At 34.7% G+C, this 26,621-nt stretch carries 27 protein-coding genes; 13 read left to right on the plus strand and 14 right to left on the minus strand.

Translation table 11 applies throughout. The features are described 5' to 3' along the window. Positions 1–85: 85 nt before the first annotated feature. From ACODSI_RS07650 to hemA, 7 genes are all read right to left on the minus strand, one after another. Positions 86–499 (minus strand): c-type cytochrome, encoded by a 414-nt coding sequence (locus tag ACODSI_RS07650; RefSeq protein WP_488916248.1) that lies wholly within the window; start codon positions 497–499, stop codon positions 86–88. Positions 500–670: 171 nt separating this feature from the next. Next, positions 671–1,666: a porphobilinogen synthase gene (gene hemB / locus ACODSI_RS07655; protein ID WP_488916249.1), complete on the minus strand. Its 996-nt coding sequence runs from the start codon at positions 1,664–1,666 to the stop codon at positions 671–673. A gap of 44 nt (positions 1,667–1,710) precedes the next feature. Continuing rightward, positions 1,711–2,613, minus strand: coding sequence for an oxygen-dependent coproporphyrinogen oxidase (hemF, locus tag ACODSI_RS07660; RefSeq protein WP_488916250.1), 903 nt, complete (start codon positions 2,611–2,613; stop codon positions 1,711–1,713). Next, positions 2,613–3,638, minus strand: a complete 1,026-nt coding sequence (hemE, locus tag ACODSI_RS07665) for a uroporphyrinogen decarboxylase (protein WP_488916251.1) — start codon at positions 3,636–3,638, stop codon at positions 2,613–2,615. The genes hemF and hemE overlap by 1 nt, the downstream gene beginning before the upstream one ends. Before the next feature lie 68 nt (positions 3,639–3,706). Next, positions 3,707–4,375 (minus strand): uroporphyrinogen-III synthase, encoded by a 669-nt coding sequence (locus ACODSI_RS07670; protein WP_488916252.1) that lies wholly within the window; start codon positions 4,373–4,375, stop codon positions 3,707–3,709. A gap of 53 nt (positions 4,376–4,428) precedes the next feature. After that, the gene (hemC, locus tag ACODSI_RS07675) at positions 4,429–5,352 is read right to left on the minus strand and encodes a hydroxymethylbilane synthase (protein WP_488916253.1); all 924 of its coding nucleotides are present in this window, start codon (positions 5,350–5,352) and stop codon (positions 4,429–4,431) included. A gap of 26 nt (positions 5,353–5,378) precedes the next feature. Continuing rightward, positions 5,379–6,641 (minus strand): glutamyl-tRNA reductase, encoded by a 1,263-nt coding sequence (gene hemA / locus ACODSI_RS07680; RefSeq protein ID WP_488916254.1) that lies wholly within the window; start codon positions 6,639–6,641, stop codon positions 5,379–5,381. Between the two features lie 223 nt (positions 6,642–6,864). Between hemA and ACODSI_RS07685 the strand changes: the two genes are divergently transcribed. The 7 genes from ACODSI_RS07685 to ACODSI_RS07715 all read left to right on the plus strand — a co-directional run bounded on the left by ACODSI_RS07685 (position 6,865) and on the right by ACODSI_RS07715 (position 13,745). Beyond that, positions 6,865–7,737: a helix-turn-helix transcriptional regulator gene (locus ACODSI_RS07685; protein ID WP_488916255.1), complete on the plus strand. Its 873-nt coding sequence runs from the start codon at positions 6,865–6,867 to the stop codon at positions 7,735–7,737. A 100-nt stretch (positions 7,738–7,837) separates the two neighbouring features. After that, positions 7,838–8,854: a ferrochelatase gene (gene hemH / locus ACODSI_RS07690; protein WP_488916256.1), complete on the plus strand. Its 1,017-nt coding sequence runs from the start codon at positions 7,838–7,840 to the stop codon at positions 8,852–8,854. 27 nt (positions 8,855–8,881) lie between these two features. Further along, positions 8,882–9,436, plus strand: a complete 555-nt coding sequence (locus ACODSI_RS07695; protein ID WP_488916257.1) for a CopD family protein — start codon at positions 8,882–8,884, stop codon at positions 9,434–9,436. Positions 9,437–9,493: 57 nt separating this feature from the next. Beyond that, the gene (locus ACODSI_RS07700) at positions 9,494–10,903 is read left to right on the plus strand and encodes a sensor histidine kinase (protein ID WP_488916332.1); all 1,410 of its coding nucleotides are present in this window, start codon (positions 9,494–9,496) and stop codon (positions 10,901–10,903) included. A 10-nt stretch (positions 10,904–10,913) separates the two neighbouring features. After that, entirely contained in the window at positions 10,914–11,696 is a 783-nt protein-coding gene (locus tag ACODSI_RS07705) for an enoyl-CoA hydratase/isomerase family protein (RefSeq protein WP_488916258.1), read from the plus strand. Positions 11,697–11,734: 38 nt separating this feature from the next. After that, a complete protein-coding gene (locus tag ACODSI_RS07710) occupies positions 11,735–13,273 on the plus strand; it encodes a hypothetical protein (protein WP_488916259.1) in 1,539 nt (512 codons plus the stop codon). Between the two features lie 61 nt (positions 13,274–13,334). Further along, a complete protein-coding gene (locus ACODSI_RS07715; protein WP_488916260.1) occupies positions 13,335–13,745 on the plus strand; it encodes a lipocalin-like domain-containing protein in 411 nt (136 codons plus the stop codon). A 54-nt stretch (positions 13,746–13,799) separates the two neighbouring features. Here ACODSI_RS07715 and ACODSI_RS07720 read toward each other — a convergent pair whose 3' ends face one another. The 3 genes from ACODSI_RS07720 to ACODSI_RS07730 form a co-directional block, all read right to left on the minus strand. Further along, on the minus strand, positions 13,800–14,444 hold the full coding sequence (locus ACODSI_RS07720; protein WP_488916261.1) for an HD domain-containing protein: 645 nt from the start codon (positions 14,442–14,444) through the stop codon (positions 13,800–13,802). 76 nt (positions 14,445–14,520) lie between these two features. Beyond that, positions 14,521–15,510, minus strand: coding sequence for an acyl-ACP desaturase (locus tag ACODSI_RS07725; RefSeq protein WP_488916262.1), 990 nt, complete (start codon positions 15,508–15,510; stop codon positions 14,521–14,523). A gap of 44 nt (positions 15,511–15,554) precedes the next feature. Beyond that, entirely contained in the window at positions 15,555–16,289 is a 735-nt protein-coding gene (locus tag ACODSI_RS07730; protein ID WP_488916263.1) for a lysophospholipid acyltransferase family protein, read from the minus strand. Between the two features lie 134 nt (positions 16,290–16,423). Between ACODSI_RS07730 and recA the strand changes: the two genes are divergently transcribed. The 4 genes from recA to ACODSI_RS07750 all read left to right on the plus strand — a co-directional run bounded on the left by recA (position 16,424) and on the right by ACODSI_RS07750 (position 20,080). Next, entirely contained in the window at positions 16,424–17,428 is a 1,005-nt protein-coding gene (gene recA / locus ACODSI_RS07735; protein ID WP_488916264.1) for a recombinase RecA, read from the plus strand. Between the two features lie 99 nt (positions 17,429–17,527). Beyond that, positions 17,528–17,935: a hypothetical protein gene (locus ACODSI_RS07740; protein ID WP_488916265.1), complete on the plus strand. Its 408-nt coding sequence runs from the start codon at positions 17,528–17,530 to the stop codon at positions 17,933–17,935. Between the two features lie 10 nt (positions 17,936–17,945). Beyond that, the gene (locus ACODSI_RS07745; protein WP_488916266.1) at positions 17,946–18,488 is read left to right on the plus strand and encodes an RNA polymerase sigma factor; all 543 of its coding nucleotides are present in this window, start codon (positions 17,946–17,948) and stop codon (positions 18,486–18,488) included. Then, the gene (locus ACODSI_RS07750; RefSeq protein WP_488916267.1) at positions 18,485–20,080 is read left to right on the plus strand and encodes a hypothetical protein; all 1,596 of its coding nucleotides are present in this window, start codon (positions 18,485–18,487) and stop codon (positions 20,078–20,080) included. Before ACODSI_RS07745 ends, ACODSI_RS07750 begins: the two co-directional genes overlap by 4 nt. Positions 20,081–20,170: 90 nt before the next feature. On the opposite strand, the gene ACODSI_RS07755 is transcribed toward ACODSI_RS07750, so the two are convergent. Beyond that, positions 20,171–20,908, minus strand: a complete 738-nt coding sequence (locus ACODSI_RS07755; RefSeq protein ID WP_488916268.1) for a lysophospholipid acyltransferase family protein — start codon at positions 20,906–20,908, stop codon at positions 20,171–20,173. Between the two features lie 91 nt (positions 20,909–20,999). On the opposite strand from ACODSI_RS07755, the gene trpS reads away from it, so the two are divergent. Further along, on the plus strand, positions 21,000–21,971 hold the full coding sequence (trpS, locus tag ACODSI_RS07760; protein WP_488916269.1) for a tryptophan--tRNA ligase: 972 nt from the start codon (positions 21,000–21,002) through the stop codon (positions 21,969–21,971). 73 nt (positions 21,972–22,044) lie between these two features. On the opposite strand, the gene ACODSI_RS07765 is transcribed toward trpS, so the two are convergent. The 3 genes from ACODSI_RS07765 to dprA all read right to left on the minus strand — a co-directional run bounded on the left by ACODSI_RS07765 (position 22,045) and on the right by dprA (position 25,526). Continuing rightward, positions 22,045–23,481, minus strand: coding sequence for a hypothetical protein (locus ACODSI_RS07765; protein ID WP_488916270.1), 1,437 nt, complete (start codon positions 23,479–23,481; stop codon positions 22,045–22,047). Between the two features lie 12 nt (positions 23,482–23,493). After that, entirely contained in the window at positions 23,494–24,342 is an 849-nt protein-coding gene (locus ACODSI_RS07770; protein ID WP_488916271.1) for a hypothetical protein, read from the minus strand. A gap of 74 nt (positions 24,343–24,416) precedes the next feature. After that, the gene (dprA, locus tag ACODSI_RS07775) at positions 24,417–25,526 is read right to left on the minus strand and encodes a DNA-processing protein DprA (RefSeq protein WP_488916272.1); all 1,110 of its coding nucleotides are present in this window, start codon (positions 25,524–25,526) and stop codon (positions 24,417–24,419) included. Positions 25,527–25,642: 116 nt separating this feature from the next. Between dprA and ACODSI_RS07780 the strand changes: the two genes are divergently transcribed. After that, positions 25,643–26,587 (plus strand): HU domain-containing protein, encoded by a 945-nt coding sequence (locus ACODSI_RS07780; protein WP_488916273.1) that lies wholly within the window; start codon positions 25,643–25,645, stop codon positions 26,585–26,587. The last annotated feature ends 34 nt before the right edge of the window (positions 26,588–26,621 follow it).

Below are 26,621 nucleotides of genomic sequence, written 5' to 3' on the forward strand. Positions count from 1 at the left end.
TAAAAGTAGTAATTTTTACCTAGAAAAAAACCTGCAAGGAATAAAATCTTGCAGGTTCGGGCATTCTAGTCTTGTTTGTAATTGATTATTTATTTTGGCTTAAAATATAATGTTCTAATGATAGTCTTTCTTCGTCTGTGAATGTTTTGGTTAGAACAAAATTAGCTTTCATAACCTCAAATTGAGTAGAATCGACAATGGGTTTTTCTTCGCCTTTCAGAAAGGTAGCAATACTCGCTTTATGTTCTTTGTAAATTTTAGCTATATCATGAAGGCTTGGCCCTACTAATTTGATATCTATTTTATGACAGGTAATACACGTTCCTTTTCCATTAAAGATTTGCTCTCCTTTTTCGGCTAATGGAAATGCTTTATTCTCTAATTTAGTGTCTTCTGAGGGTTCAATTTTATCAAAAGCTCCGTCTTCTTTCTTACCGCCGCAACTACTAGTAAAGACTAAAAAGGCAACTAATAAAAAAGCTTTTACAATTATTTTCATTTTTGGTTGTCATTAAACTTACCCAAAGGTAGGTTCCTTTTTGAAACCAAAATATGATTTTTATCAGGAACAAAAAAGCAAGAACTTTACTGTTTAGCCCCGATTGAAACGGCACCTTGTAGAGTGGAAAGCGGGAAAATGGTTTACTGATACTGCCCGAACCTTTCGCTTCTAACGATTCAAAATAATAGCCGCTTCTTTGGCAAAATAGGTCGAAATTAAACTCGCACCAGCTCTTTTAATGCACATCAATTGTTCCATCATAATCTTGTCGTGGTCGAGCCAACCTCTTTCGGAAGCCGCTTTAATCATGGCATATTCGCCCGAAACATGGAAAACTGTCACTGGTACATTCACCGCATTTTTGACTTCGCGAACAATATCTAAATAAGCAATTCCGGGTTTTACCATCACCATATCAGCACCTTCTTCGACATCCATAAGCGCTTCTTTGATGGCTTCAATGCGGTTGGCGTAATCCATTTGATAGGTTTTTTTGTCTTTTGGAACGGCAACATCGGCTTCTTTTGGCGCTGAATCTAAAGCGTCACGGAATGGTCCGTAAAAAGCTGATGCATATTTTGCTGAATAGCTCATAATGCCCACATTTGAAAATCCTGCTGCATCTAAACCTTGACGCAAACGCAACACACGTCCGTCCATCATGTCGCTTGGTGCCACAAAATCGGCTCCGGCTTGGGCATGAGAAACGGCCATTTTTACTAGAGCATCGTTGGTAGCATCATTGGCAATATCACCGTTTTCGATGATACCGTCGTGTCCGTAAATAGAATACGGATCTAAGGCTACATCGGGCATCACAATCATTTCGGGACAAGCGGCTTTGATGGCTTTGATGGCGCGTTGCATCAATCCGTTGGGATTCCAAGCTTCTTTTCCAGTGTTGTCTTTTAAACTTTCGTCCACTTTTACGTAGATGTTTACGGCGCGGATTCCGAGTGCGAAAAGTTCCTTAACTTCTTCTACGGTTAAATCGATGGATCGGCGGTAAATACCAACCATGGATGGAATTTCTACCTTATAATTTTCGCCTTCTGCGATGAACATCGGAAACATAAAATCACTTGGACTTAATGTGGTTTCGCGTACTAAAGAACGAATGGATTCGTTAACGCGTAATCTTCTGCCTCTTTGTAATGGGAACATACTTATTTTAGATTTTAGATTTTAGATTTTAGATTTTTTGAAATCTAGATCCACTCTCTTGGTTTTTCTAATACTTGAATTAGTCTTTCTTCTTCGCTTCCAGCAACTGGATGATGGTCGTAATGCCATTGCACGTGTGGTGGCAACGACATTAAAATGGATTCAATTCGGCCGTTGGTTTTGAGTCCGAATAACGTGCCTTTGTCGTGTACTAAATTGAATTCTACATAACGACCACGACGAATTTCTTGCCACGTTCGTTGTGCATCGGTATATGGTAATCCTTTTCTTTTTTCTACAATTGGAACGTAGGCTTCTAAAAATGAATTTCCTACTTCGGTTACAAAACTGAACCAATCTTCCATTTCCATTTCGTTTGTCTCCTTGCAATAATCAAAGAATAATCCGCCAAGACCACGAGCTTCATTTCTGTGTGCGTTCCAAAAATAAGCATCGCATTGTTTTTTAAATTTCGGATAAAACTCTGGATTGTGCTTATCACATGCGGTTTTACAGGTTTGATGAAAATGAATGGCATCTTCTTCAAACAAATAGTAAGGCGTTACATCCTGTCCGCCACCGAACCAGGAATTGATTACGTTTCCTTTATCGTCGTACATTTCGAAATAACGCCAATTGGCATGAACCGTTGGCACCATCGGACTTTTAGGATGAATGACCAAACTCAATCCGCAGGCGAAAAAATCGGCTTCACCCACGTTGAACAACTTTTGCATCGAATCGGGTAATTTTCCGTGCACGGCTGAAATGTTTACACCACCTTTTTCAATAACAGCTCCGTTTTCGATAACGCGTGTTCTTCCGCCTCCACCTTCTGGTCGATCCCAAAGGTCTTCGCGAAATTTGGCAACGCCATCCACTTCTTCTAATTTAGAAGTAATTTGGTTTTGAAGTCCTAATATATATTGATAAAATTTGTCTTTCATTACTGATTGTATTCCTTAACCGCTTCAATAAAAGCTTTGGCATGATCCACTGGAATGTTGGGTAAAATTCCGTGACCCAAGTTTACGATATAATTGTCTTTTCCGAATTCGTTGATCATTTCGTGTACCATTTTTTTGATGGTTGGAATTGGAGAAAGTAAACGACTTGGATCAAAATTTCCTTGTAATGTGATTTTTCCACCGGTTAAATAACGAGCATTTCGGGCAGAACACGTCCAATCTACACCCAATGCTGATGCTTTAGATTGTGCCATTTCATTCAGAGCAAACCAACATCCTTTTCCGAAAACTATTACTTTCGTGTCTTCAGCTAAAGCTTCAACGATTTGGTTGATGTATTTCCATGAAAATTCTTGATAGTCTACTGGCGATAACATACCGCCCCAAGAATCAAAAATTTGAACCGCATTTACACCTGCTTTTACTTTTTCTTTCAAATATAGAATGGTTGTATCGGTAATTTTTTGTAATAATGTATGCGCTGCCACTGGATTAGAGAAACAAAATCCTTTGGCTGTATCGAAACTCTTCGACCCTTTTCCTTCTACTGCGTAACAAAAGATGGTCCATGGTGAACCTGCAAAACCAATAAGTGGCACCTCATCGTTTAACATTTCTTTAGTTAATTTTACAGCATCCATCACATAACCCAAAGTTTCTTGAATGTTTGGAACAAAAACTTGATTTACTTGTTCCATGGTTCGAATTGGATTGGGTATTATGGGTCCCAAATTGTCTTTCAATTCAACGTGAATTCCCATAGCGCGTGGCACCACCAAAATATCTGAAAATAAAATAGCAGCATCGGGTTTTACAATTCTGATAGGTTGAACCGTGATTTCTGCTGCTAATTCAGGAGTTTCGCAACGTGTGAAGAAATCGTATTTGTCACGCAAAGCTCTAAATTCTGGTAAATATCTTCCGGCTTGACGCATCATCCAAACTGGTGGACGTTCTACAGTTTCATTGTTTAAGGCTCTTAAAAATAGGTCGTTTTTAATCATTATTTTTGCTTTAGGCTTTAAGCTTTAGGCTTTAAGCGAATTGTGTTTACATTTTTTTTGCTTATGGCCTAAAGCCTATAGCTTATGGCGCTTTCAATCACATTTTCAACCGATGGTTTGTCTGCAATGATGATGTTTTTAATTTTCTTGTTTTCTAATACTTCTGCGGTGGTTTCGCCAATACAAAAGCAGATTTCTTCTTTTATCGAATTCAATTTCAAATAACTTTCTACGGCTGACGGACTAAAAAAAAGTATTCCATCTAGTTTATTTGTGATTTTTTTCGAGGTTATGTTGGTTTCATACACTTCAATTTCGTTGAAAATGATTCCGTTTTCATTGAGCGTATTGGGTAATACATCACGACGTAAATTTCCGCTGAAAAAAGTGTAACTTTCTTTTCCGTAAATTAACGAAATAATTTCTGCCAAATCAGCGGCATAACCTGTGTATGCAATAACATTAAATCCGTTTTCGGTTAATAAATCTTTAGTTTTCATGCCGACAGAAAACACATTTTTACTTTTTAACTCATCACATTTTGGATGTTGTAACACACTTTGAACGGCGTTTTGACTGGTAAAAATTAGATTATCATTTACTTTAGAAAGTTCAAAATCTTTTGTTTTAGTTTGGATGAAATCATCTTCAATAACTGAAAAATTGGCGTTTAACAATTCTTGCTTTTGATTTGGCAAGAGTTTTTTGGTGGACAATATGTTAGTTTGTTTTGTCATTTTTTAGCTTTAACCCTGTCAGAGTTTTGAACTCTGACAGGGTTAGTGGAAAATTATTTCTTTAACTGTTTCTTTATTTCTGCCATCAATTCGGTTCCTCCATTATTGAGAATTTCTTGTGCAGCATTGAAACCTAGTTTTTTCCATTGAGCAATATCAACTACTTTCTCGATTTCTAATTTTTGTTTTCCATCGATGGATAATAAAGCGCCTTTAAAGTGTAGTGTATCTTCTTTCTCATTATAGGATGCAATGGCTCCGATTGGTGCTGTACAACCGCCTTCTAATGTTTTTAAAAATTGCCTTTCGATATACGTACAAATCTCGGTTTCAATATGATTTAATTGCGATAAAGCATCCAACGTATAATCATCATTTTCCATAGCAACGACTACCATCGCACCTTGAGCTGGTGCTGGAATCATCCAATCTAAATCGATAAAATTTTCGGGTTTTAAGTTGATGCGTTCTAATCCTGCCGCGGCAAAAACAGCGCCACTCCAATCGTTTTCACTTAGTTTTTGCATTCTTGTATTTACATTTCCGCGTAAATCAACTACTTTATGATGAGGATATTTGTTCCACCATTGTGCTTGACGACGCAAACTTCCAGTGGCTATTGTAGCTTCCGTTTCAAGAAAATCGGTGTTGCCTTTATGAACTAAAATATCTAAAATATTTGCTCTTTCTAGAACAGCAGCTTGCACAATTCCAACAGGTAAAGCGGTAGGCACATCTTTCATCGAATGTACGGCAATATCAACTTGTCCGTTAATCATTGCAATGTCTAATGTTTTGGTAAAAATTCCAGTGATTCCGAGTTCGTAAAGTGGTTTGTCAAGAATGATATCGCCTTGAGATTTTACAGCTACAATTTCGGTTTTATACCCTAGATCATTTAATTGTTTTTGTACGGTGTGTGCCTGCCAAAGTGCGAGTTCACTATCACGAGTTCCTATACGTATTGTTTTTTCCATTGTTTTTGTTTAGAAGAAAACAGCGTTTAACTAAAAAAAGATTTCTCTTGTTCTAACTGGAACACTTTTTCAATCCATTCAATACCTTCATCCATAGATTCTCCATCTTTAAGATGGTTTACAAAATGATTGGTTATTTTTTGAATGATACGGTTACTGATTAATTCGGCTTGTTCTTCGTCAAAATTGGATAATTTTTTACGTTGAAAGTTCAATTCGCCATCTTTAATCGAGTTTAATTTCTCTTTTAGCGCATGAATCGTTGGGGCAAATTTTCTGTTTTTGGTCCAAGCAATGAATTCTTCTTTTATTTCTTCAATAATAGCTTCTGCTTGAGGAATATATTGTTTTCTATTCTCTAAAGTTTCATCGGTCATTTGCGACAAATGATCAATATGAATTAAAGTAACGCCATCCAAATCTTGTACATTTTCGTGAACATTTTTTGGAATTGATAAATCTAAAATCAACAACGGTTTCTTTAAATTTAAAATTGCCTTGTCAATGGTTGGGTTTTGAGCACCAGTAGCCACGACTACAACGTCTGCTTTCTGTAATTCTAATTGTAAATCGGAGTAATCTTTAACCACAACATTCAATTTTTGAGCTAATTTTTCAGCTTTATCTTTGGTTCTGTTGATTAAAGTAATTTGATCGTGTTTGGTATGTTTAACTAGGTTCTCGCAAGTATTTCTTCCGATTTTCCCAGTGCCAAAAAGAAGAATATTTTTATTGGCAATATCGGCTACATTTTTAAAAATATACTGAACAGAGGCAAACGAAACTGAAGTAGCGCCCGAAGAAATTTCTGTTTCTGTTTTAATTTTTTTGCTGGCTTGAATTACTGAGTTTACCAATCGTTCTAAAAAAGAATTCACCATACCATTGGATTTGCTTTCATTAAAAGCGATTTTTATTTGGCTAATGATTTCAAAATCACCAAGAATTTGACTATCTAAACCGGTTCCAACACGAAACATATGGTTGATGGCCTCTTGATTTTTATAGATGTAGGCTACTTCCTGAAACTCTTCAACGGTACCCTTACTGTTGGCGCACAAAAGTTTAATTAACTGATAGGGATGTTGTGCAAAACCATAAATTTCTGTTCTATTGCACGTAGAAGTAACGATTAAAGATTCAATTCCTTCGGCTTCAGCCTGGATAAGCAACGTAGCTTTCGCGTTTGCATCCAAACTAAACTTTCCTCGCATCGTAGCATCCGCTTTTTTATAACTTATTCCAAGTGCATAAAAAGTTGGGTGCTTTGACATATTATAATTTTCCATAGTTACTTCCCTAAAGTTCAACAAAAATATTATTATCCTATTTATAAAAGTAACGCTATAAGTACTTTTTGTATCGCTTAATGATTTTTAAAACCAAAATTGCCTTTTTAGCGTTATTTATTATAAATTTGTAGTGAAATCAAGACTTTCAAACCGTCTTATGTAGATTAATTCTAAATAACATTTGGACTTGTTTCAAAACTATATACGAAAAAATATCGCTATGGGTTCTCAAGAAGTAATAACTATTGAAAATGATTTTACGTTAATTCGTTTTCAAAATGATGAAAATGAAAGCTTTCAAGTGAAAAGGCACATTGCACAAGGCTTGATTCAATTTCACTTTGGTATCAAAGGAAAGGCAAAATTTGTCTTCAATGAAGGGAATTATGCCTTAGATTTAAAGGAAGAAAAATCACTTTTGTTTTACAATCCGCAGAAAGAATTGCCCTTAAATTTAGAATTGGCTCCACATTCATGGGTCATTTCGGTAATCATTTCTATTCAAAAGTTTCATGGTTTATTTTCAAATGATTCGAGCCATATTCCTTTTCTTAGTGACGACAATATCGATCGAAAGTACTATAAAGAGAACGACATAAGTCCGTCTATGGCTATTGTATTGAGTCAATTATTCCATTACAATCTGAATCCATCTATTAAAAATTTATATTACAAAGGCAAAGGATATGAATTATTAAGTTTGTTTTTTAACCGTTCTGAAGATCCTGATGCCGAACAATGTCCGTTTTTAATTGATGAGGAAAACGTATTAAAAATTAAAAAAGCCAAAGAAATCATTATCAACAATATGGCCGAACCACCGGGATTGGAAGAACTTTCAGAACAAGTAGGCTTGAGTTTGAAAAAACTAAAAATGGGATTCAAACAAATTTACGGCGACACCGTTTACGGATTTTTATTTGATTACAAAATGGACTACGCAAGGCAATTACTAGACAGCGGCTCTTATAACGTAAACGAAGTAGGTTTGAAGATTGGCTACAGCACTGGAAGTCATTTTATAGCTGCTTTCAAGAAAAAATTTGCCACAACACCCAAAAAATATTTAATGTCAATTAATCCTAATACCTAAGCTTATTAATTTCGTATATCAAACAATCAATAAAAAATTGTTAATCGATTACTAAAAAAAAGAAGTTTAATTACATTTATAAAAAATAAAATCGCACATAATGAAAGGAGTATTATTAGTAAATTTAGGTTCGCCAGAAAGTCCAACACCCAAAGATGTAAAACCTTATTTAGATGAATTTTTAATGGATAAATACGTCATTGACGTTCCGTTTTTATTACGTGCCTTGTTGGTTCGAGGAATCATTTTACAAACACGACCAAAAAAATCGGCTGAGGCATATGCTCGAATTTGGACTAGTGAAGGTTCGCCATTAATTGTACTTTCGAAAAAAATGCACCAAAAAGTGCAAAAGCTTGTAGATATTCCTGTGGCTTTAGCGATGCGATATGGCACTATGACCATTCAAAAAGGATTGCAAGAATTGAAAGATCAAGGTGTGACCGAAGTAATGCTTTTACCTTTATATCCGCAACACGCTATGGCTTCGACCACAACTATTGTGGTGTTGGCTGAAGAGTTGCGTCAGAAGTATTTTCCAGAAATGACGTTTACCAATGTACCAGCGTTTTACAACAAACCCGATTACATTCAGGCTTTAGCTAATTCGATGAAAAAACATTTGGAAGGATTTGATTACGACCATTTATTGTTTTCCTATCATGGTATTCCGAAGCGTCACATTCGCAAAACCGATGTTACCAAATCACACTGTGCCATTGATGGTTCGTGCTGTAACACGCCTTCGCCAGCACACGAATTTTGCTACCGTCATCAATGTTATGAAACCACCAAACAAGTGGTAAAATTATTAGGAATTCCCGAAGGAAAATACAGTCAAACGTTTCAATCGCGTTTGGCAGGTGACAAATGGTTAACACCGTATACTGATGTTGAAATCAACAAAATGCCCGAACAAGGCATTAAGAAATTAGCCGTGGTAACTCCCGCTTTTGTTGCCGATTGTTTAGAAACTTTAGAAGAAATTGCGATGGAAGCTAACGAACAATTTTTACATCATGGTGGCTCAGCATTTATGGCGGTTCCGTGCATGAATGATGAAGACGAATGGTGTGGTGTGGTAGCAAATTGGGTGAAGGATTTTCAAAGAAAATAGAAGAAGGAGAATAGAAAAAAGACATTGATGGAACTCTACAACTACATAAAATCACTACACTTAATCTTTGTTGTAACTTGGTTTGCCGGATTATTTTACATCGTTCGTTTGTTTGTCTATCAAATTGAAGCCAACGAAAAGCCATCGCCCGAACGCGAAATTCTGTTACAACAATACAAAATAATGACCTACCGACTTTGGTATATTATCACCTGGCCAAGTGCTATTTTGGCTAGTTTTTTTGCCTTCTGGATGTTGTTTTTTACACCCTTAGGCAAGGGCTGGTTGCCAATGCCGTGGATGCATGTTAAGTTAGGTTTTGTTTTTCTTTTGTATTTATACCATCTAAAATGCCATCAAATTTACAAGCAATTGCAAAACGACCAATTCAACTATTCTTCTAATTTTATGCGCCTTTGGAATGAAGGTGCTACAATTATTCTTTTTGCAGTAGTATTTTTAGTAATTTTAAAAAATGAAATCCACTGGATTTATGGTGTTATCGGAATCTTTTTGTTTTCGATAATCATTATGTTAGGATTCAAATTTTACAAAAGAATCCGAAAGAAAAATAAGTCGTAAATGCTAAACGGAATTAAAATGTCAATGCTTTCTCTTCGAATTAGGATTTTCCTATCGATGATTGTATTGATATTAATTGCGTCTATTTTGATGGCGTCTATTTCGGCAATTCAGTTTAAAAACGAAGCCCGACGGTACCACCAAGAACGCCTTGACCGAAAAGAAGATGCCGTTAAAGAACACATCAATTATATTTTATCCAACACCACTTATCCCTTAACAGAGCGCAATCTTCCGTATATTTTCAAAGATAAAATTCATGAACTTTCAGACATTCACAATGTAGAAATCAACATCTACAGCTTGAATGGAAATCTGTTAAAATCTTCCAAAGCATCCTTTTCTGTTGATAATATTTCGCCACCCATTCCGAAATATGTGATCAAACTCGTACAATCTTCTATCGAAAAAAGATATGTTGATATTAAAAATATTGACGGTGTAAAAATTCGTTCTTCCTACAGTCAAATTAAAGACGATAAGTTCAAACCCTTGGGAATTTTAAACTTACCTTATGTAGAAGACGACAGTTTTTACGAAAATGAAATTCAGGATTTCTTAGTTCGCTTGAGTCAGGTGTACTTTTTTATGCTGATTATTGCTTTTGCGTTGGCGTATTTCCTATCGAGTTACATCACTAAATCATTGAAAACCATTTCGGATAAAATTAACGAAACGAGTTTGGATCAAAAAAACGAAAAAATCGTAATTGAAGCCAACAGTCGTGAAATCAATTCGTTGATAAAAGCCTACAATGCCATGGTCGATAAGCTGGAAGAAAGTGCTACGATGCTCGCCCAATCGGAACGCGAACAAGCCTGGCGCGAAATGGCAAAGCAAGTTGCACACGAGATCAAAAATCCGCTTACACCAATGCGTTTGACGGTTCAAAGTTTTCAACGAAAATTTGACCCCGAAGATCCCGATTTGAAACAAAAACTGAACGATTATACCAAAACGTTGATTCAGCAAATTGATACTATGAGTTCGGTAGCCTCAGCCTTTTCTAACTTTGCTTCGATGCCGGCACAGCAAAATGAAACACTTAATGTGGTAGAAGTAGTTGAGTTTTCTTTGGATATTTTTAATGAAGAATACATCCAATTTGAAAATGACGAACAAGAGATTATTACCATTATGGATCGTACTCAATTGATACGAATCATTACTAATTTGGTAAAAAATGCCATTCAAGCGATTCCAGAAGAACAAGAATTAAAATCAATTGTTGTAGCGGTAAAACGAACAGAAAATAGTGTAAATATTACGGTAAAAGACAACGGTATTGGGATTGAATTGGAAAATATTGAACACATATTTGAGCCAAAATTCACTACTAAAACCAGCGGTATGGGACTTGGTCTAGGAATTATCAAAAACATTATTGAAAATTACAAAGGAACTATTACATTTGAAACGCAATACGGAACAGGAACTACTTTTATTGTTTCACTTCCAATACTATAAAACAAATAACATGAACTTCGAAAACATAATCGTTACTACCGAAAACGGAATCGGTCTAATCACCATCAATCGTCCATCTAAATTAAATGCGTTAAACGTGGCTACCATCAATGAGCTTCATAACGGATTGGAACATTTAGACAATACTCCTGAAATACGTGTCATTATAGTTACTGGCGAAGGTGAAAAAGCCTTTGTAGCTGGAGCTGATATTTCTGAATTTGCAAATTTTTCAGTGGAAGAAGGCGCGCAATTGGCGCAACAAGGACAAGAATTGTTGTTTGATTTCATCGAAAACTTAAGAACTCCAGTAATAGCAGCCGTTAATGGATTTGCTTTAGGCGGCGGATTGGAACTGGCGATGGCATGCCATTTTAGAATAGCTTCAGACAATGCTAAAATGGGATTACCAGAAGTTTCTCTTGGAGTCATTCCGGGTTATGGCGGTACGCAACGCCTACCACAATTGATTGGGAAAGGCAGAGCTATGGAAATGATTATGACAGCCGGAATGATTACTGCAGAAGATGCCTACAGAGCCGGATTGGTAAATCATGTGGTACCACAAGCAGCGCTTTTAGATTTCACCAAATCGTTAGCGCAACGCATCATGAAAAACTCGCCTGTAGCTATTGGTCAAGCAATCAAAGCCGTAAATGCTAATTTTAAAGATGGTGTTGACGGCTATAAAACCGAGATAAAATCATTTGGAAAATGTTTTGGAACTGGCGATTTTAAAGAAGGAACCACCGCATTTTTAGAAAAAAGAAAACCCGATTTTAAAGGGAATTAATACGCATACCAATACTCATAACCTCTAACCCTTTTTACATGAAAAAACTTTTTTTCAGCATAGCCATTGCTTTGCTTTCACATGCTTCATTGCAAGCACAGGACATTCCATTTAAGATTAAAATGAGTGATGTCTTTAAAGACGAATACAAATATTCAACTATTATGTCGGTTGAAGAAGACGGAAATGGTGGTTTAATTATTGTTCGTTCCTTTAGAGGCGGCGCCTTTTCGAGTGCTTTTGGGTATTATTTTGAGCATTACGATTCGGAAATGAAACTGATAAAAGAATTCGAATACGATTCTAAACGCAGTGGTGTTATGGGAATTATCGTGAATGAAGACAAAGTTAATATCATCGATTTCACGTATGAAAAAGACAGAAAAGCTTTTGTTTGTAACTCAAATACTGCAAGTATAAACGACTTTAATTTTTCGAAAAAAGAGCTTTTTACCTTGCCGAGTGAAGAAGTTGGTGGGTTTTCCTTTTTTGGTTCTGGAGGAAATTCAGATAGTGACACTGGTGCTCAAATGATTGTGAACGAAGATAAATCGGCATTTTCTATCATTGTTGACATTTCCAACAAAAATCAAGAAACACACAAATTGTATTTATACGATGCCAAACTAAATCAAAAATTCATTCACGAATTTAAACGTGATATCAAAGACAAGAAGTTTCGATATGAAAACATCGATGTTTCTAAAGACGGAAACACATTATACCTTTTAGGAAAAGTATATTCTACGGAAAAGAAAAAGAAAAAAGAAGGTGGAAAATACCAATACGAATTGTCTCGAATTGACAAAGACGGAATAGCAACCCAAGTATTTGATACGGAAGAACATTTCTCTGGTTCTCTAAAAACAATCGTTTTTACCGATAGAGTGGCTTGTGTTGGATTCTATTCTGACCGAAACGATTCGCGTTACAAAGGGTTGAGTTATTTTGAAATGGATCCGAAAACATTAGTGATTAACAAATCAAAATTCAATCCGTTTACCGAACAATTTATGATTGATAAATACGGAAAAGACAAAGACAAAGAACTGCGTAACCTATCCTTTAGAGGGATTTCGATAACTGCTTCGGGCGATATTGTTTTTAATGCCGAAGAATTTTATGTGATTACTACTACTATGATGCAGCCAGGTGGCGGAATGTCGACCAGAACTACATATTATTACAATGATATTGTAAGTGCCAAACTAAACAGAAGCGGCGATTTAATTTGGGCGAGAAACATCAACAAACGTCAATCAACTAGTGGAGACGATTCGTATATTTCATATACCTCAACTATAAAAGGTGATGATACTTTTTTCTTTATTAATACGGGTGAAAAAGTTAAGAAGTTGAGTAATGACCGCATTCAATTTGGACAAACAAGCGCGAAACGTTCCAACTTAAACATCATTAGAATTAAACCTAATGGCGATTTTGACTACCAAGAAATTCTAGACGATAAAGACAGTGAAGTTCCGTTTATGGTTTCTGATGGTGCCGTTAACAATAACTCTACCTACTTTATTGGACGAAAAGGAAAGAAAAAACAACTTTTAAAAGTGACTTTGTAAAAAGTAAAAAGAGTCTATCTTTGGCAAATAATTATTTCAAACAAAATCAAAATTTAAAAGAATGAAAAAAATCACATTACTGTTAATTGCCTTAAGCATTTTTGGATGTAGTAAAAAAGACGTTTCTGAAGAAATTCCGGCTCCTACAATAGAAGGAAAATGGCAATTTACTAAAGAAGGAGGAATTGTTAGCGGACAAGAAGTCTTGACTGATTATCAACACTCTGCAGGATGCACAAAAGACTTTACTGAAATTCTAACTGGAGGTGTATTAAAAGATCATTATTTTAATTCTTCTTGTACGGAAAGTGTAGATACTGGAACTTGGGTGAAAAACAATACTACTTTAACGCTGAACTATCCTGGAGAATCTCCAACGAATGCAGAAATATTAGAGTTGACCGCAACAACTTTAAAAGTAAAAATTGTTACTTCTGGAACAATATACATCTCCGTTTTAACGAGAATTTAAACCGAAAAGCATAAATTAAAAACGCCTCAAATAATACTATTTGAGGCGTTTTTTTTATTGTTCTCCATCCCATTCGGCATAAAACTGCGACAGAAAAAGTTCCATAAATTCATGACGCTTTTGAGCAATTCGCTTCCCAGTTTGGGTATTCATTTTATCTTTCAGTAACAGCAATTTCTCATAAAAATGATTGATAGTAGGCGCATTATTATTTTTATATTCTTCTTTAGTCATATGAAGATTAGGCGCAATATTGGGATTATAAAGCGGTCTGTTTTTAAAACCTCCATAATTAAACGTTCTTGCAATACCTATAGCTCCAATAGCATCCAATCGGTCGGCATCTTGAACAATTTCAAGTTCTTTGGAATTGAATTTTTTTTCAAAATTTCCACCTTTAAACGAAATATTCTCAATAATATTCACCACGTGAACAATAGTTTCTTCAGAAGCATTTTGAGATTCTAAAAACGTTCGTGCCACTTTAGGACCAACAGTTTCGTCACCATCATGAAATTTACTATCGGCAATATCATGCAGTAAGGCGCCTAATTTTACAATCAACACGTCACAATTTTCACCTTCGGCAATCAATAACGCGTTTTTATACACGCGTTCTATGTGAAACCAATCATGGCCTGCTTCAGCATTTTCTAGTTTTTGCTGTACAAATAAAATCGTGTTCCCTATTAAACTCACTTTTGCATTATTTATATTAAAAATGTTGCCCTGAAAAACTCAAGGCAACATCTATTTTCTGTATTCTTTTATCTATTTATTTAACTAAGGCTGGTTGTACCCATTTGAAAATGTGATTTTCCTCTGGCAAGACCAATCGTTCTGATATTTTCGCCATTCTTCCTGGTAATTTCATCAAATAATCTCGTGCTTTTTCGGCTTCATCAGTCAAACCAGAAATTTTATCAATATCCCATTTTACTAATAATTTTTGCATGATTTCTACATAATCATTAGCCGTGTAAACGCCTAATTTCTGTGCCGAATTTGAAAATTGTTCAAAAGCAGTTCCTATTTTCTCTCCCGATTCTCTTAAAAAGTGAGCTGGCATTGAAATTTTTTGTTTCATCATGTATTGAAACGCCAACATCATTTCGGAAGGATCTACCTTGAATATTTGTGTGATAAATTCGGAATACGCATGATGGTGTCTCATTTCGTCGCCTGCAATCATTTTACACGCTTTAGAAAGCTTAACATCGCCATATTGTTTGGCAATTTGTGAAACTCTGTTGTGCGAAATATAGGTAGCTAATTCTTGAAAACTAGTATACACAAAATTCTTATACGGATCTTTTCCAGTTCCAATATCAAATCCGTCATTGATAAGATGTTGCGTAGTAATTTCTACTTCTCTCATGTTAATGCGACCCGATAAATAAAGGTATTTATTCAATAAATCTCCATGGCGGTTTTCTTCACCAGTCCATTGGCGTACCCATCTTGACCAACCATTTCTTCCTTCATTGTCTACGCCTTCAACTTCCATAAGCCACGACTCATAAGTGGGAAGCGCTTCTTCGGTAATGGTATCACCTACCATAGCCACCCAAAAATCATAGGGTAAATCTTTAGCAATTTCTTGCAATTCTTTTACGTCGTCAAAGAACGTTTCACTTTGTGCATCAGGAAGAAAATCGGAGGGTTGCCAAATTTTTTCAACTGGAATTAAGAATTGGTCAACAAAATCGTCCACCTTATTTTCCAGAAATTGCATTACTTCCAGACGAATGTTTTTTATAGACATTACTTTTTATTTTTAAGATTTTAGATTTGGGTCTAATAATCTAATTACTGTTTAATTGTTTTCACGACGGCCTGTTCGGTTTTTTCCATTAATTCTTCAAAAGAAAAATCTTTAACCGCCAAAGGCTCATGAATGGTAAATTCTAATTTATTTCCCAATCCCATTGGAAAGGCACCAAATTTAACCATTTTCCACGAATTATTAATGGTAATTGGCACAACATAGGCAGAAGGAGCATATTTGCATAGAATTTTCAATCCACTTTGTGCGAATTCCTTTGGTTTTCCATTTTTACTTCGGGTTCCTTCTGGAAAAATTACGGCCGAACGATTGTTTTTTTCAATGTATTCGGACAAACCTTTTATCAGTGGAATGGCTTGTTTTGGATCTTTTCTATCTATAAGAACGGAACCACCATGCCTTAAATTGTATGACACACTCGGAATTCCTTTTCCCAACTCTTTTTTACTTACAAATTTGGCATGTGCTTTTCGCAAATACCAGATTATCCCAACAATATCATACAAACTTTGATGATTTGCCACAAAAATTATAGGGGCATTTTCGGGAATTAAGTCTCTATTTTTAAAGGTATAGGTAGTTCCAAGAATATTGGTGCAGCGCACTAAAAAGAAGTTTAAATAATCAACACTTTTTTTATGTGCTTGATATCCAAAAACATTGAAACAAACCCACTGAATGGGATGAAATATACACAAAGTCAATCCAAAACAAAGGTAGTAAATGATTGAAATTGGATACGAAATCAGCTTTTCCATAACTGTTAAAAAATTGTTGGCTAAAGTAAGAAATATATTTTGGTTAGAATTGTTTAAAACTCATTTTGATAAACTTCTTTTACATCAAAAAAATATTTATTTTTACACTTTAATAGCCTTTAAAATTTAGTGAAATGAGTTCAGAAAAAGATGCCAAATTAAAAGCGTTACAACTTACGCTTGACAAATTAGACAAAACCTACGGAAAGGGAACCGTAATGAAAATGGGAGATAAAGCCGTTGAAGAAGTAGAAACTATTTCTTCTGGTTCGTTAGGTTTAGATTTAGCTTTAGGAGTAAACGGATATCCAAAAGGAAGAATAATAGAGATTTACGGACCAGAATCTTCTGGTAAAACAACCCTAACCCTTCACGCCATTGCCGAAGCACAAAAAGCTGGTGGTATAGCTGCTTTTATTGATGCAGAACATGCATTTGATAGAAATTATGCTGAGAAATTAGGTGTTGACATTGAAAATCTAATTATCTCACAACCGGATAATGGAGAACAAGCGTTGGAAATTGCAGAAAACTTAATTCGTTCAGGCGCCATTGATATTGTGGTAATTGACTCGGTTGCAGCTTTAACTCCAAAAAGTGAAATTGAAGGTGAAATGGGTGATTCTAAAATGGGATTACACGCTCGTTTGATGTCGCAAGCTTTACGAAAATTAACCGGAACCATCAGTAAAACCCATTGTACCGTTTTCTTCATTAACCAACTGAGAGAGAAAATTGGGGTAATGTTTGGAAATCCAGAGACTACTACTGGAGGAAATGCTTTGAAATTTTATGCTTCGGTGCGTTTAGATATTCGTCGTTCGTCACAAATTAAAGATGGTGAAAACGTAATCGGAAACCGAACCAAAGTAAAAGTGGTAAAAAACAAAGTAGCACCTCCATTCAAAACAGCCGAATTCGACATCATGTATGGTGAAGGCGTTTCAAAAACAGGAGAAATTTTAGATTTAGCTGTTGAATTTGAAATCGTGAAAAAAGCCGGTTCATGGTTTAGTTATGGCGAAACCAAATTAGGACAAGGTCGAGATGCCGTAAAAGCATTGATCAAAGACAATCCAGAATTAGCCGACGAGCTGGAACAAAAAATCAAAGCGTTTATCAAAGAAAACAACGCTTAAAAATTCATTATCCCGTTAAAATTTAACGGGATAATTTTTTTTATATTTTGACGCAACCTTTTAAACCTTTTTGCATCTAATCATAAAACACATTATATAATGAAACCTATTTTTTTAATTTTAGCAGTTAGTTTTTTAATCATTTCTTGTGATGCTAGCTATCAAGAACCCGAACAAACTCTGGAAACAATTCCTGTTTCTCTAGTAGACATGCCTACACAATATGCTAAGGACAGCATAACCGAAATTCCTGTTAGCTATATTCGACCAACGGTTTGTCACACCTTTTTTGATTTTTATTATACTAGAGAAAACAATGATAGAACTGTTGCCATAATCGCTTTAAAACAAAACAATTCGAGTTGCCCTGCAAGTCAGACTTCTTACACTGTGCCTTTAAAGTTTAAGCCTACAGCTTTAGGAACCTACCACTTTAAATTTTGGACTGGCGTAGATAGTGCTGGCGTAGATCAATATTTACAATACGATGCAATAGTTAATCATTAATTGAAACGGTTTGACTTTAGAACAACTCATAAATGGTTGTAAAAAAAATGATATTAAAGCACAAGAACTTCTATACAGGCAGTATTCGCCAAAGATGTTCTCTGTATGCTTAAAGTATTCACGCAGTCATGCAGAAGCTCAAGATCATTTACAAGATGCGTTCTTATTAATTTTTGAAAAAATACATTTATTTGAATTCAGAGGTTCTTTTGATGGTTGGATAAAAAGAGTTGTAGTCAATCACGTATTGCAACAATATCGAAACAAAAGTTTTTTGAGTGTAATTGATGAAGATGTTGCCGAAGAAGTTGAAGTTGAAATAGATGATGAAGTGTCAATGGAGTTTCTACTGAAAATTATTCAAGAACTGCCTGATAGGTACCGATTGGTTTTCAACTTAAATGTGTTTGAAAATTATTCGCACCAAGAAATAGCAGATGCTCTCGGAATTACTGTAGGCACCTCAAAATCGAATTTGGCACGAGCCAAAATGACTTTAAAAGAAAAAATAGAAAATAACACGGGTAGTGCCAAAATGCCTTCTATAAAATGAGTGAAAGAAAAGACATAAATAAACTCTTTCAGGAAAAATTTGAAAATTTCGAAGTAAGTCCAAATGAAATCGTTTGGGAAAATATCGAAATCGAATTAAAAGAAAAGAAAAAGAGACGCATAATTCCATTTTGGTGGAAGTTGTCGGGTATTGCAGCGGCATTACTTATCGGATTATTTATTTATAACAATAGCTTTAAGTCGTCTGTAACTGTTGAAAATGGTGTTGTTAACCAAGAAAGTAAAGACGCAAAATCCAATGGTTCGTCTGTCATTAAACCGTCTGAAACCAATACAATTTCTAAAACAATAAACAAGCCTAACACAACGGTTACTAATACCTCTACTACTGATGCGGTCGTAACGATTACTAATAAAAAAGCAGTAAATCCTTCTAATGATGAAAGTGTAACCACTATAAACAAGTTACCTAAAACCAATACAATCCACAACAATAACAACAGAACTGGAGTAGCAAGTTCTGAACATAATACAATCACTAATACATCAAATCAACAAAACGGTTTGAAAAATAATAACGTAATGTCTAATAATTCGGAAGAAAAATTAGCTTATCACACTTCAAAACATAAAAAATCTAATAAGAATAAAACTGCAGTACCATCTGAAAAAAACACTGCATTAGCGATTAAATCTTCTAATAAAAAAGAAGAAACATCGTTACAAAATGCCACTATAACTAAAGAATCTAACAATGGTGTTGCCAACAATACCATAGATAACAATAAATCGGTTTTAAACCCTTCCGTTAAAACTGATGGTACTATAAATAAAAAAATTGATTCAACAAAAATTGCTATTGTTGAGCCAAATGCGCTGGAAGAATTGCTAAACGAAAAAGAAAGCAAATCGATTACTGAACCAAAATTAAATAGGTGGCAAGTTTCATCAAACGTTGCGCCTATTTATTTTAGTTCAATTTCAAAAGGATCGCCTTTAGACGATGGTTTGAAAAACAATGACAAAAGCTATGCAGCCAACAATCAAAGTTATGGTATTGGCGTAAATTATGCTTTGAACAAAAAATTAAAAGTAAGAACGGGTGTCAATATTTTGAATGTAGATTACAATACCAACGGCATTGTTTATTATCAAACGCAATCGGTTAGTGGAAAATTGGCTAATGTAAATCCGAATTTAATTGGCTCTTCAATTATGATTGAAAACTTGAGCAACGTTAACAATGCTTTCAATAAAATGATTCAAAAATCGGAAGGAAGCTTGAACCAAAAATTAGGCTACATCGAAATGCCATTAGAAGTAACATATAAAGTATTAGACAAAAAATTAGGCATTGATTTTATTGGCGGTATGAGTACGATGATTTTGAACAGAAATGAGATTTACCTTCAATCGTCTGAATTGAATTTGAAAATTGGTGAAGCCAATAATCTTAATAACGTTCACTTTAGCGGAAATGTAGGTTTAGGGTTTAAATATGATATTTTTAGACGTATCGAAGCACGTATCGAACCTGTTTTTAAATATCAAATCAACACATTTAACAACGATGCTGGAAACTTTAAACCTTATGTGTTTGGAGTGTATTCAGGTATAAATTTTACTTTTTAGGTTAGATTATAAGGTTAGTTTAAAATTAGTTAAGTGATGTTATTGCTTCCGAGTAATAACGAAAAAGAGCGCCTAGTTAAGCGCTCTTTTTTATGGATTAAATTCTTGTAATTGCTTTAAAATTATTGTTCTGGTTTGCTCTTTAATTTCCTTTCTGTTGTCTAATGTTTTCCCTTTGGTTTCTATAAAAGGATGGACTTTCGCTCTTAACAAACCTGGACTGCCACTAAAAAATGTATAGGAAAAACGTTTTTTATTATCGGCAAACGTCATGGGTACAATTGGAATTTGATGCTCAATCGCCAATCGAAAAGCACCGTCCTTAAACTCATCCAAAACAATAGACTCATCGGGAACACCTCCTTCTGGAAAAATACAAATACTCATCCCTTGACTAAGGCGTTTTTGGGCTCTATTGTATACTTCACCTCTACTTTTCGGGCTATTTCTATCCACTAAAATACACGTTCTTTTGTAAAAAAATCCGAATAACGGAATGTTAACCAATTCTTTTTTCCCAACGAAAACAAAAGGGTTTTTATCAATTGCCAACATCAACATAATATCAATCATGGAAGTATGATTAGCAACCAACATGTAGCTTTTACCCACTTCCATTTCTTGTTCGCGCTCAATTTTAGTGCTAAATCCCATACAAAATAGAATGCCTTTAGCCCAAATTCGAGCCATCACAAAAAAATAAGGATACCATTCTTCTCTTAGAATTGATAATACCAAAAACGGAAACAATATCACAATTAATGCTCCCATAACAATATAAAACCAAACGCGCCAAAGAATCCAAAAAAGACATTTTACTATTCTCATAGTGTCAAAAATAAGGAATAGTATGCAATTTTTAATACAAAGGTTTAACTTTGCAATAAATAATATCAGATACTGAAAAATTTATCAGCACATGGCAAAAATACTCACAGGCGTTCAAAGCACCGGCACACCTCATTTAGGAAACTTATTGGGAGCCATCATTCCAGCTATTGAATTATCTAACAATCCGGCTAATCAATCCTTTTTGTTTATTGCCGATTTGCATTCTATTACGCAAATAAAAGATGGCGAAACCTTAAAAGCTAATACCTACAGCACTGCTGCGGCTTGGTTAGCTTGTGGTTTAGATATTGATAAAGTGACGTTTTACCGCCAAAGTGATGTGCCTCAAACTGCCGAATTATCTTGGTATTTGAGTTGCTTTTTCCCATTTCAACGGTTGACATTGGCACACTCTTTTAAAGATAAATCCGATCGATTGGAAGATGTAAACGCTGGATTATTTACCTATCCCATGCTTATGGCTGCCGATATTTTATTATACGATGCCAATTTTGTTCCTGTTGGGAAAGACCAAATGCAACACATAGAAATCACGCGTGATGTAGCTTCACGTTTCAACCATCAAATGGGCGAAACTTTTGTCATTCCGGAAGGAAAAGTACAAGAAGAAACCATGTATGTTCCAGGCACTGACGGACAAAAAATGAGTAAATCTCGGGGTAACTTAATTAATATTTTTATTGACGATAAAGCCCTTCGAAAACAAGTGATGAGTATTGAAAGTGACAGCACACCATTGGAAGAACCCAAAAATCCGGATACGTGTAAAATATTTGCTATTTATAAATTGGTTGCCAATGCGGAACAAATTACTGCAATGAGAGCGCTTTACTTGGGTGGTAATTATGGTTACGGTCACGCCAAACAAGCCTTATTTGAACTCATTTGCGAACGATTTAAAACAGAAAGAGAAAAGTATAATTACTACATAAACAACCTTTCCGAAGTAGATGCTTTATTAGAAAAAGGTGCTTCAAAAGCACATGCCGTTGCAAATGAAGTTTTAAAAAGAGTTCGTGTTAAATTAGGCTTCTTATAAAAAGCACAAAAATATTTGTCTTGATAAATAGTGGCAGTTCATTAACTAAAAATTGATGAACTGCCATTGTTTTTTAATCTGAAGTTATCTCTATTTTACCTTTATTATCCTTAATGACTACATTACTGTCAAAATGATAATCTTGTTTTAAAATAGCTTTACTATCGGGTAATAATTGGGTAAATCGTGGCTCCATAACCGACTGATTTCGAACAAATATATGGTTGCTTTTGGTTACGAATGATGCCAATTTCTTTCCAATATAAAAATTATAAACCCTTTTCATCTGTAACGGAACATCGTCCAATTTATAGGTACTTCCAGATTTAATAAAATAAGCCCTTCCTGGCATTTTTATGGAGTCAAATGCTAATGGATTTTCAAATAATATTACATCATATTTGGTTTTATTTTTAAAAAAAACAGGGTTTCCATTACTTGGTAAAGAGGAGTTTTTATACACATTTTCAAACGGGTTATCACCAGTTTGTATCGTGTCATTAAACTTTGCATATTGAATTTCATCTTTGTTATAACCCACTAAAAAAGTTTGAAAACTATCTATCTTTCGCTGCATGTTAACATAGTAAGGATCTAATGTTCTAGGCGGTTCTTCTGTTATTAAGGTATCAACACTTTCTTGATTGTCGTAGGTATCGTAGCGGTTTCTCGAATTATCTGAAGATACTTTAATCACAAAAAACACCAGTCGCACTAGTATTATTAATCCGATAACAATGGTTTTCCATGGATATTTAGTGGTTGGACCACCCGAACTTGTTCTTTCGTCGTATACTACATTTCGGTTCCTTTTGATTTTCTCCAATAATTCAGTTCCAACCGGATTGTAATTATACATTGAAACTATTGTGCTTCCTGCAAACTCCGACTGTCTATTGACAGCAAAAACACTCAAGACTTTATCCAAAAGTAATCCTACTTTTTCATCTAATTCTGGACTTCTAAAATGGGATAAAAAATCATAAAAAGATGTTTTTTTAACGAATTGAACTTTAGATAAATCGGTATTTGCAATTGATAATATTTCAATGGCAAAATCCATTTTAGCATATATTTTTTCCAATAAAAAAGCGTTACTGTTTTCTGGAAAGTACTTCTGAACGGTCATAAATCGGTTTAATTCTTCGAAATTATGTTGACTTATGCATTGATCTAAATACAAATCCAAATCTTGATATAAATAAGCACCTATAAACAATTTAATTCTATCGTCACTAACACTATTATTATCGGCAGGAAAACTGTTAGTTGGTAAGTCTTTTTTAGTGAAAAAATTGAATAAAATTCTATTGTTCACAACAAATTGAAGTTCCTCTTTATAGTTTTTTATGGCTTCTATCAATTGAGATAATAGGATTGTATCAACCATCGAATTGGTGATTTTTTCTACTTCTAACTGATGTAAAACAGCAACAAAATCTATGTCATTTGATGCACTAGCGGTTGTTTTATTGAGGTATTGCTGGTCTAATAATTCTATAATGTTCATGTTGAAAATAAATTAACTATTGCATCTAACCATTAACAGAATTATTCTGATAACAATAATTATCAATACAATGGTTCCGCCTGTTGATAGTGCCGAACTGCTACTAGAACCTATTTTTTGAGTATTTGCAAGCGTTTGATCTTTATTGAATTTTAATGTGCTGGCTAAATCATTGTCAACGGCCTTGTAATTTCCCATAGCAATCATCATTTGATTTAAAAAAACACTTTTAATATTAAAATCAACCAAAGTACTTGTCATTGTGTTGAGTAGTGTTCGAATGCGTTCGTCATTTTTAGACGATCTAAAATGCGATAGTAAATCGTAGAAACTTCGATGTTTGATGAAATTGAAACTTAACGTGCTTTCTTGACTCGGATTATTGGTAATTATATTTAAAACAGCATCAAATTTATCATCAATAAATTGACTCAAGGCATTCAAAGACGTTTCTGGCAAATAGTCTTTTACAGCTAGAAAATCTTCAACATCGTCAAATCTATTTTGGGCAATTTTTTCTTCAAAAAAACCATCTAAATCTGCACTTAAAAACATTGAGATAAAACTTTTTACTGCCTCATTTGTGACAGAAACACTATGGTCTGAACTAAATCTATTGCGAGAATGGTTGGTTTTTGCAAAGAAATTATACAGTATTCGATTGGAAGAAATAAACAACAACTCTTTTGGAAATTCATTCATAGCCTTGATCAAATCTTGTTGAAGGCTTGAGCTTAAATTTGGATTGTGTGTGCGTTCAATTTCAAATTGCTTTTGAACTTTTACAGTATCATCAAAAGTAAATTCGGTTATATTTTCTCTGTAAATTCCTGCGTTTTCATATAATTCAATAATGTTCATTGCCAAAAGAGTATAAGTGAAAAACAAAAATATAATTTTAATCTTTCTTTCCTAATTAATTTCAAAATAAAAGACTAAATAGCCTCAAATTGCTTTCCTGGTAAAGGACGAATCAACCCTTTTAATTCCATATTCATTAACATAGAAGACATTTTAAAAACTGGAAATCCGCAGTCTAACGCCAAAATATCTAGTTCTACTTTTCCATGTTCCAATAAGTAATCATAAATTTTTTGCTCATCATCATCTAACGTAATAAAAAGTTGTTTTTGTACCGCATTAAGATTGCGATTTGGCGTTTCTAGTTCCCAGTTGAGCATGTACATTAAATCAGCTGCCGAAGTCAACATATTAGCGCGTTGGGTTTTAATTAAAATATTACAACCTTGACTGTATTTATCGGATATTCTTCCGGGAACGGCAAAAACATCTCTATTGTAATCGTTGGCTAAATTGGCCGTGATTAACGACCCTCCTTTCTCGGCACTTTCAATCACAATGGTAGCTTCACTCATTCCGGCAACAATCCGATTGCGTTTTACAAAATTCTCTTTTTCTGGGTTCGATGTACTCCAAAATTCGGTTAGAAATCCGCCCTGTTCTTCTATTTTAGCCACATATTTTTTATGAACTTTGGGGTAAACTTGGTTCAACCCATGAGCCACCACGCCAATAGTTTGCAAGTTGTGTTCAAGAGCCGCTTTGTGTGCTACAATATCAACGCCATAGGCAAATCCGCTGACAATAATTGGATTTAACGGAGCCAAATCTTCTATAAGCTTTTTGCAAAACTCAGTGCCATACGATGTAATTTCTCGCGTTCCAACAATGCTAATTATTTTGCGATTGTTTAAATTGATATTCCCTGAGCCGAACAATAAAACTGGTCCGTCGATGCAATGTTTCAATCGATCGGGATAATTTTCATCTTGGTAAAAAAGACAATCAAGGCTGTTTTCTTGAATAAATTTAAGTTCGACTTCTGCCAAATTAAAAACCGATTTGTCTTTTAATTTTTTAATTAAAACCTGTCCGATTCCGTCGATTGAAGACAAGATTGATGCCTTGGTTTTGAAGATTTTTTCGGGACTTCCGCAGTGATTGATTAATTTTTTGGCTATAATATCGCCAACGCCTTCAATTTTTTGCAAGGCCAATAAGTGGAGTAATTCGGTGTCGTTCATATAATTAAATCGGAATGGTGTATAAATAGAACTCCAAAAGTAAGCACTATCAAAATTGTTAACAAAGTTTGTTGATAAAATTTTGCATTCCCCATTAAATAATTAAATTTGTCATTATGAAGATTGACCAATACATTTCGCAATTACTTTACCGTTACCAATGTGTCACTGTGCCTGGATTTGGAGCTTTTTTAACCGAAATCCAATCGGCACAATTGCATGAAGGTTCCCATTCGTTTTACCCACCTAAAAAATTGGTGTCGTTTAATTCGTATTTGAAAAACAACGATGGGTTATTAGCTAATCATATTGCTCAGGCAGAAAAAATGTCTTATGAAATTGCGGTTACCGTTATTCAAAATGAAGTCAATGCATGGAAAAATAAACTTCAAGAATACGGTTCGACTTCACTTAAAAACATCGGTGAATTGACTTTAAACGCCGAAAAAAGTCTGGTTTTTATTCCGGCTGATCAAATTAACTATTTAACGACTTCTTTTGGATTATCTACTTTTGCTTCGCCTAATGTAAAACGTGAAGAATACAAACAAGAGATAGAAACTCTTGAAGAAAAAGTACCCATTGCTTTTACTCCAGAAAAAAGAAGTTCTAACAATTTCTTGAAATACGCCGCCATTTTTGTTTTAGGTGCTGGATTACTGGGTGCTGGCGGTTTCTTTGGAAATCAATATTATCAGAAACAAATTCAACAAGAAACGATAGCGGTTCAAACTAAAGTTCAAAAACAAGTGGAACAAAAAATACAAGAAGCAACGTTCTTTATTTCCAATCCACTGCCTGCTGTAACACTTACTGTTTCTGAAGGAAAAATGCCGTATCATGTTGTAGCTGGTGCTTTTTTACAAGAAGAAAACGCTACAAAAATGTATGATGAATTGATCAAATTGGGGTATCATGCTCAAAAAATACGTCAAAACAAACACGGATTATATCCTGTAATTTACGGTAGTTTTGCTTCCTACTCTGAAGCTCAAACCGAAATGGAACGCATCAAAAAATCACACAATCCAGAAGCTTGGGTGTTGATTGAAGAACTATAAGAAAGTCCCGATTATTTCGGGATTTTTTGTTTTT

Source organism: Flavobacterium sp. FG139, assembly GCF_057809695.1.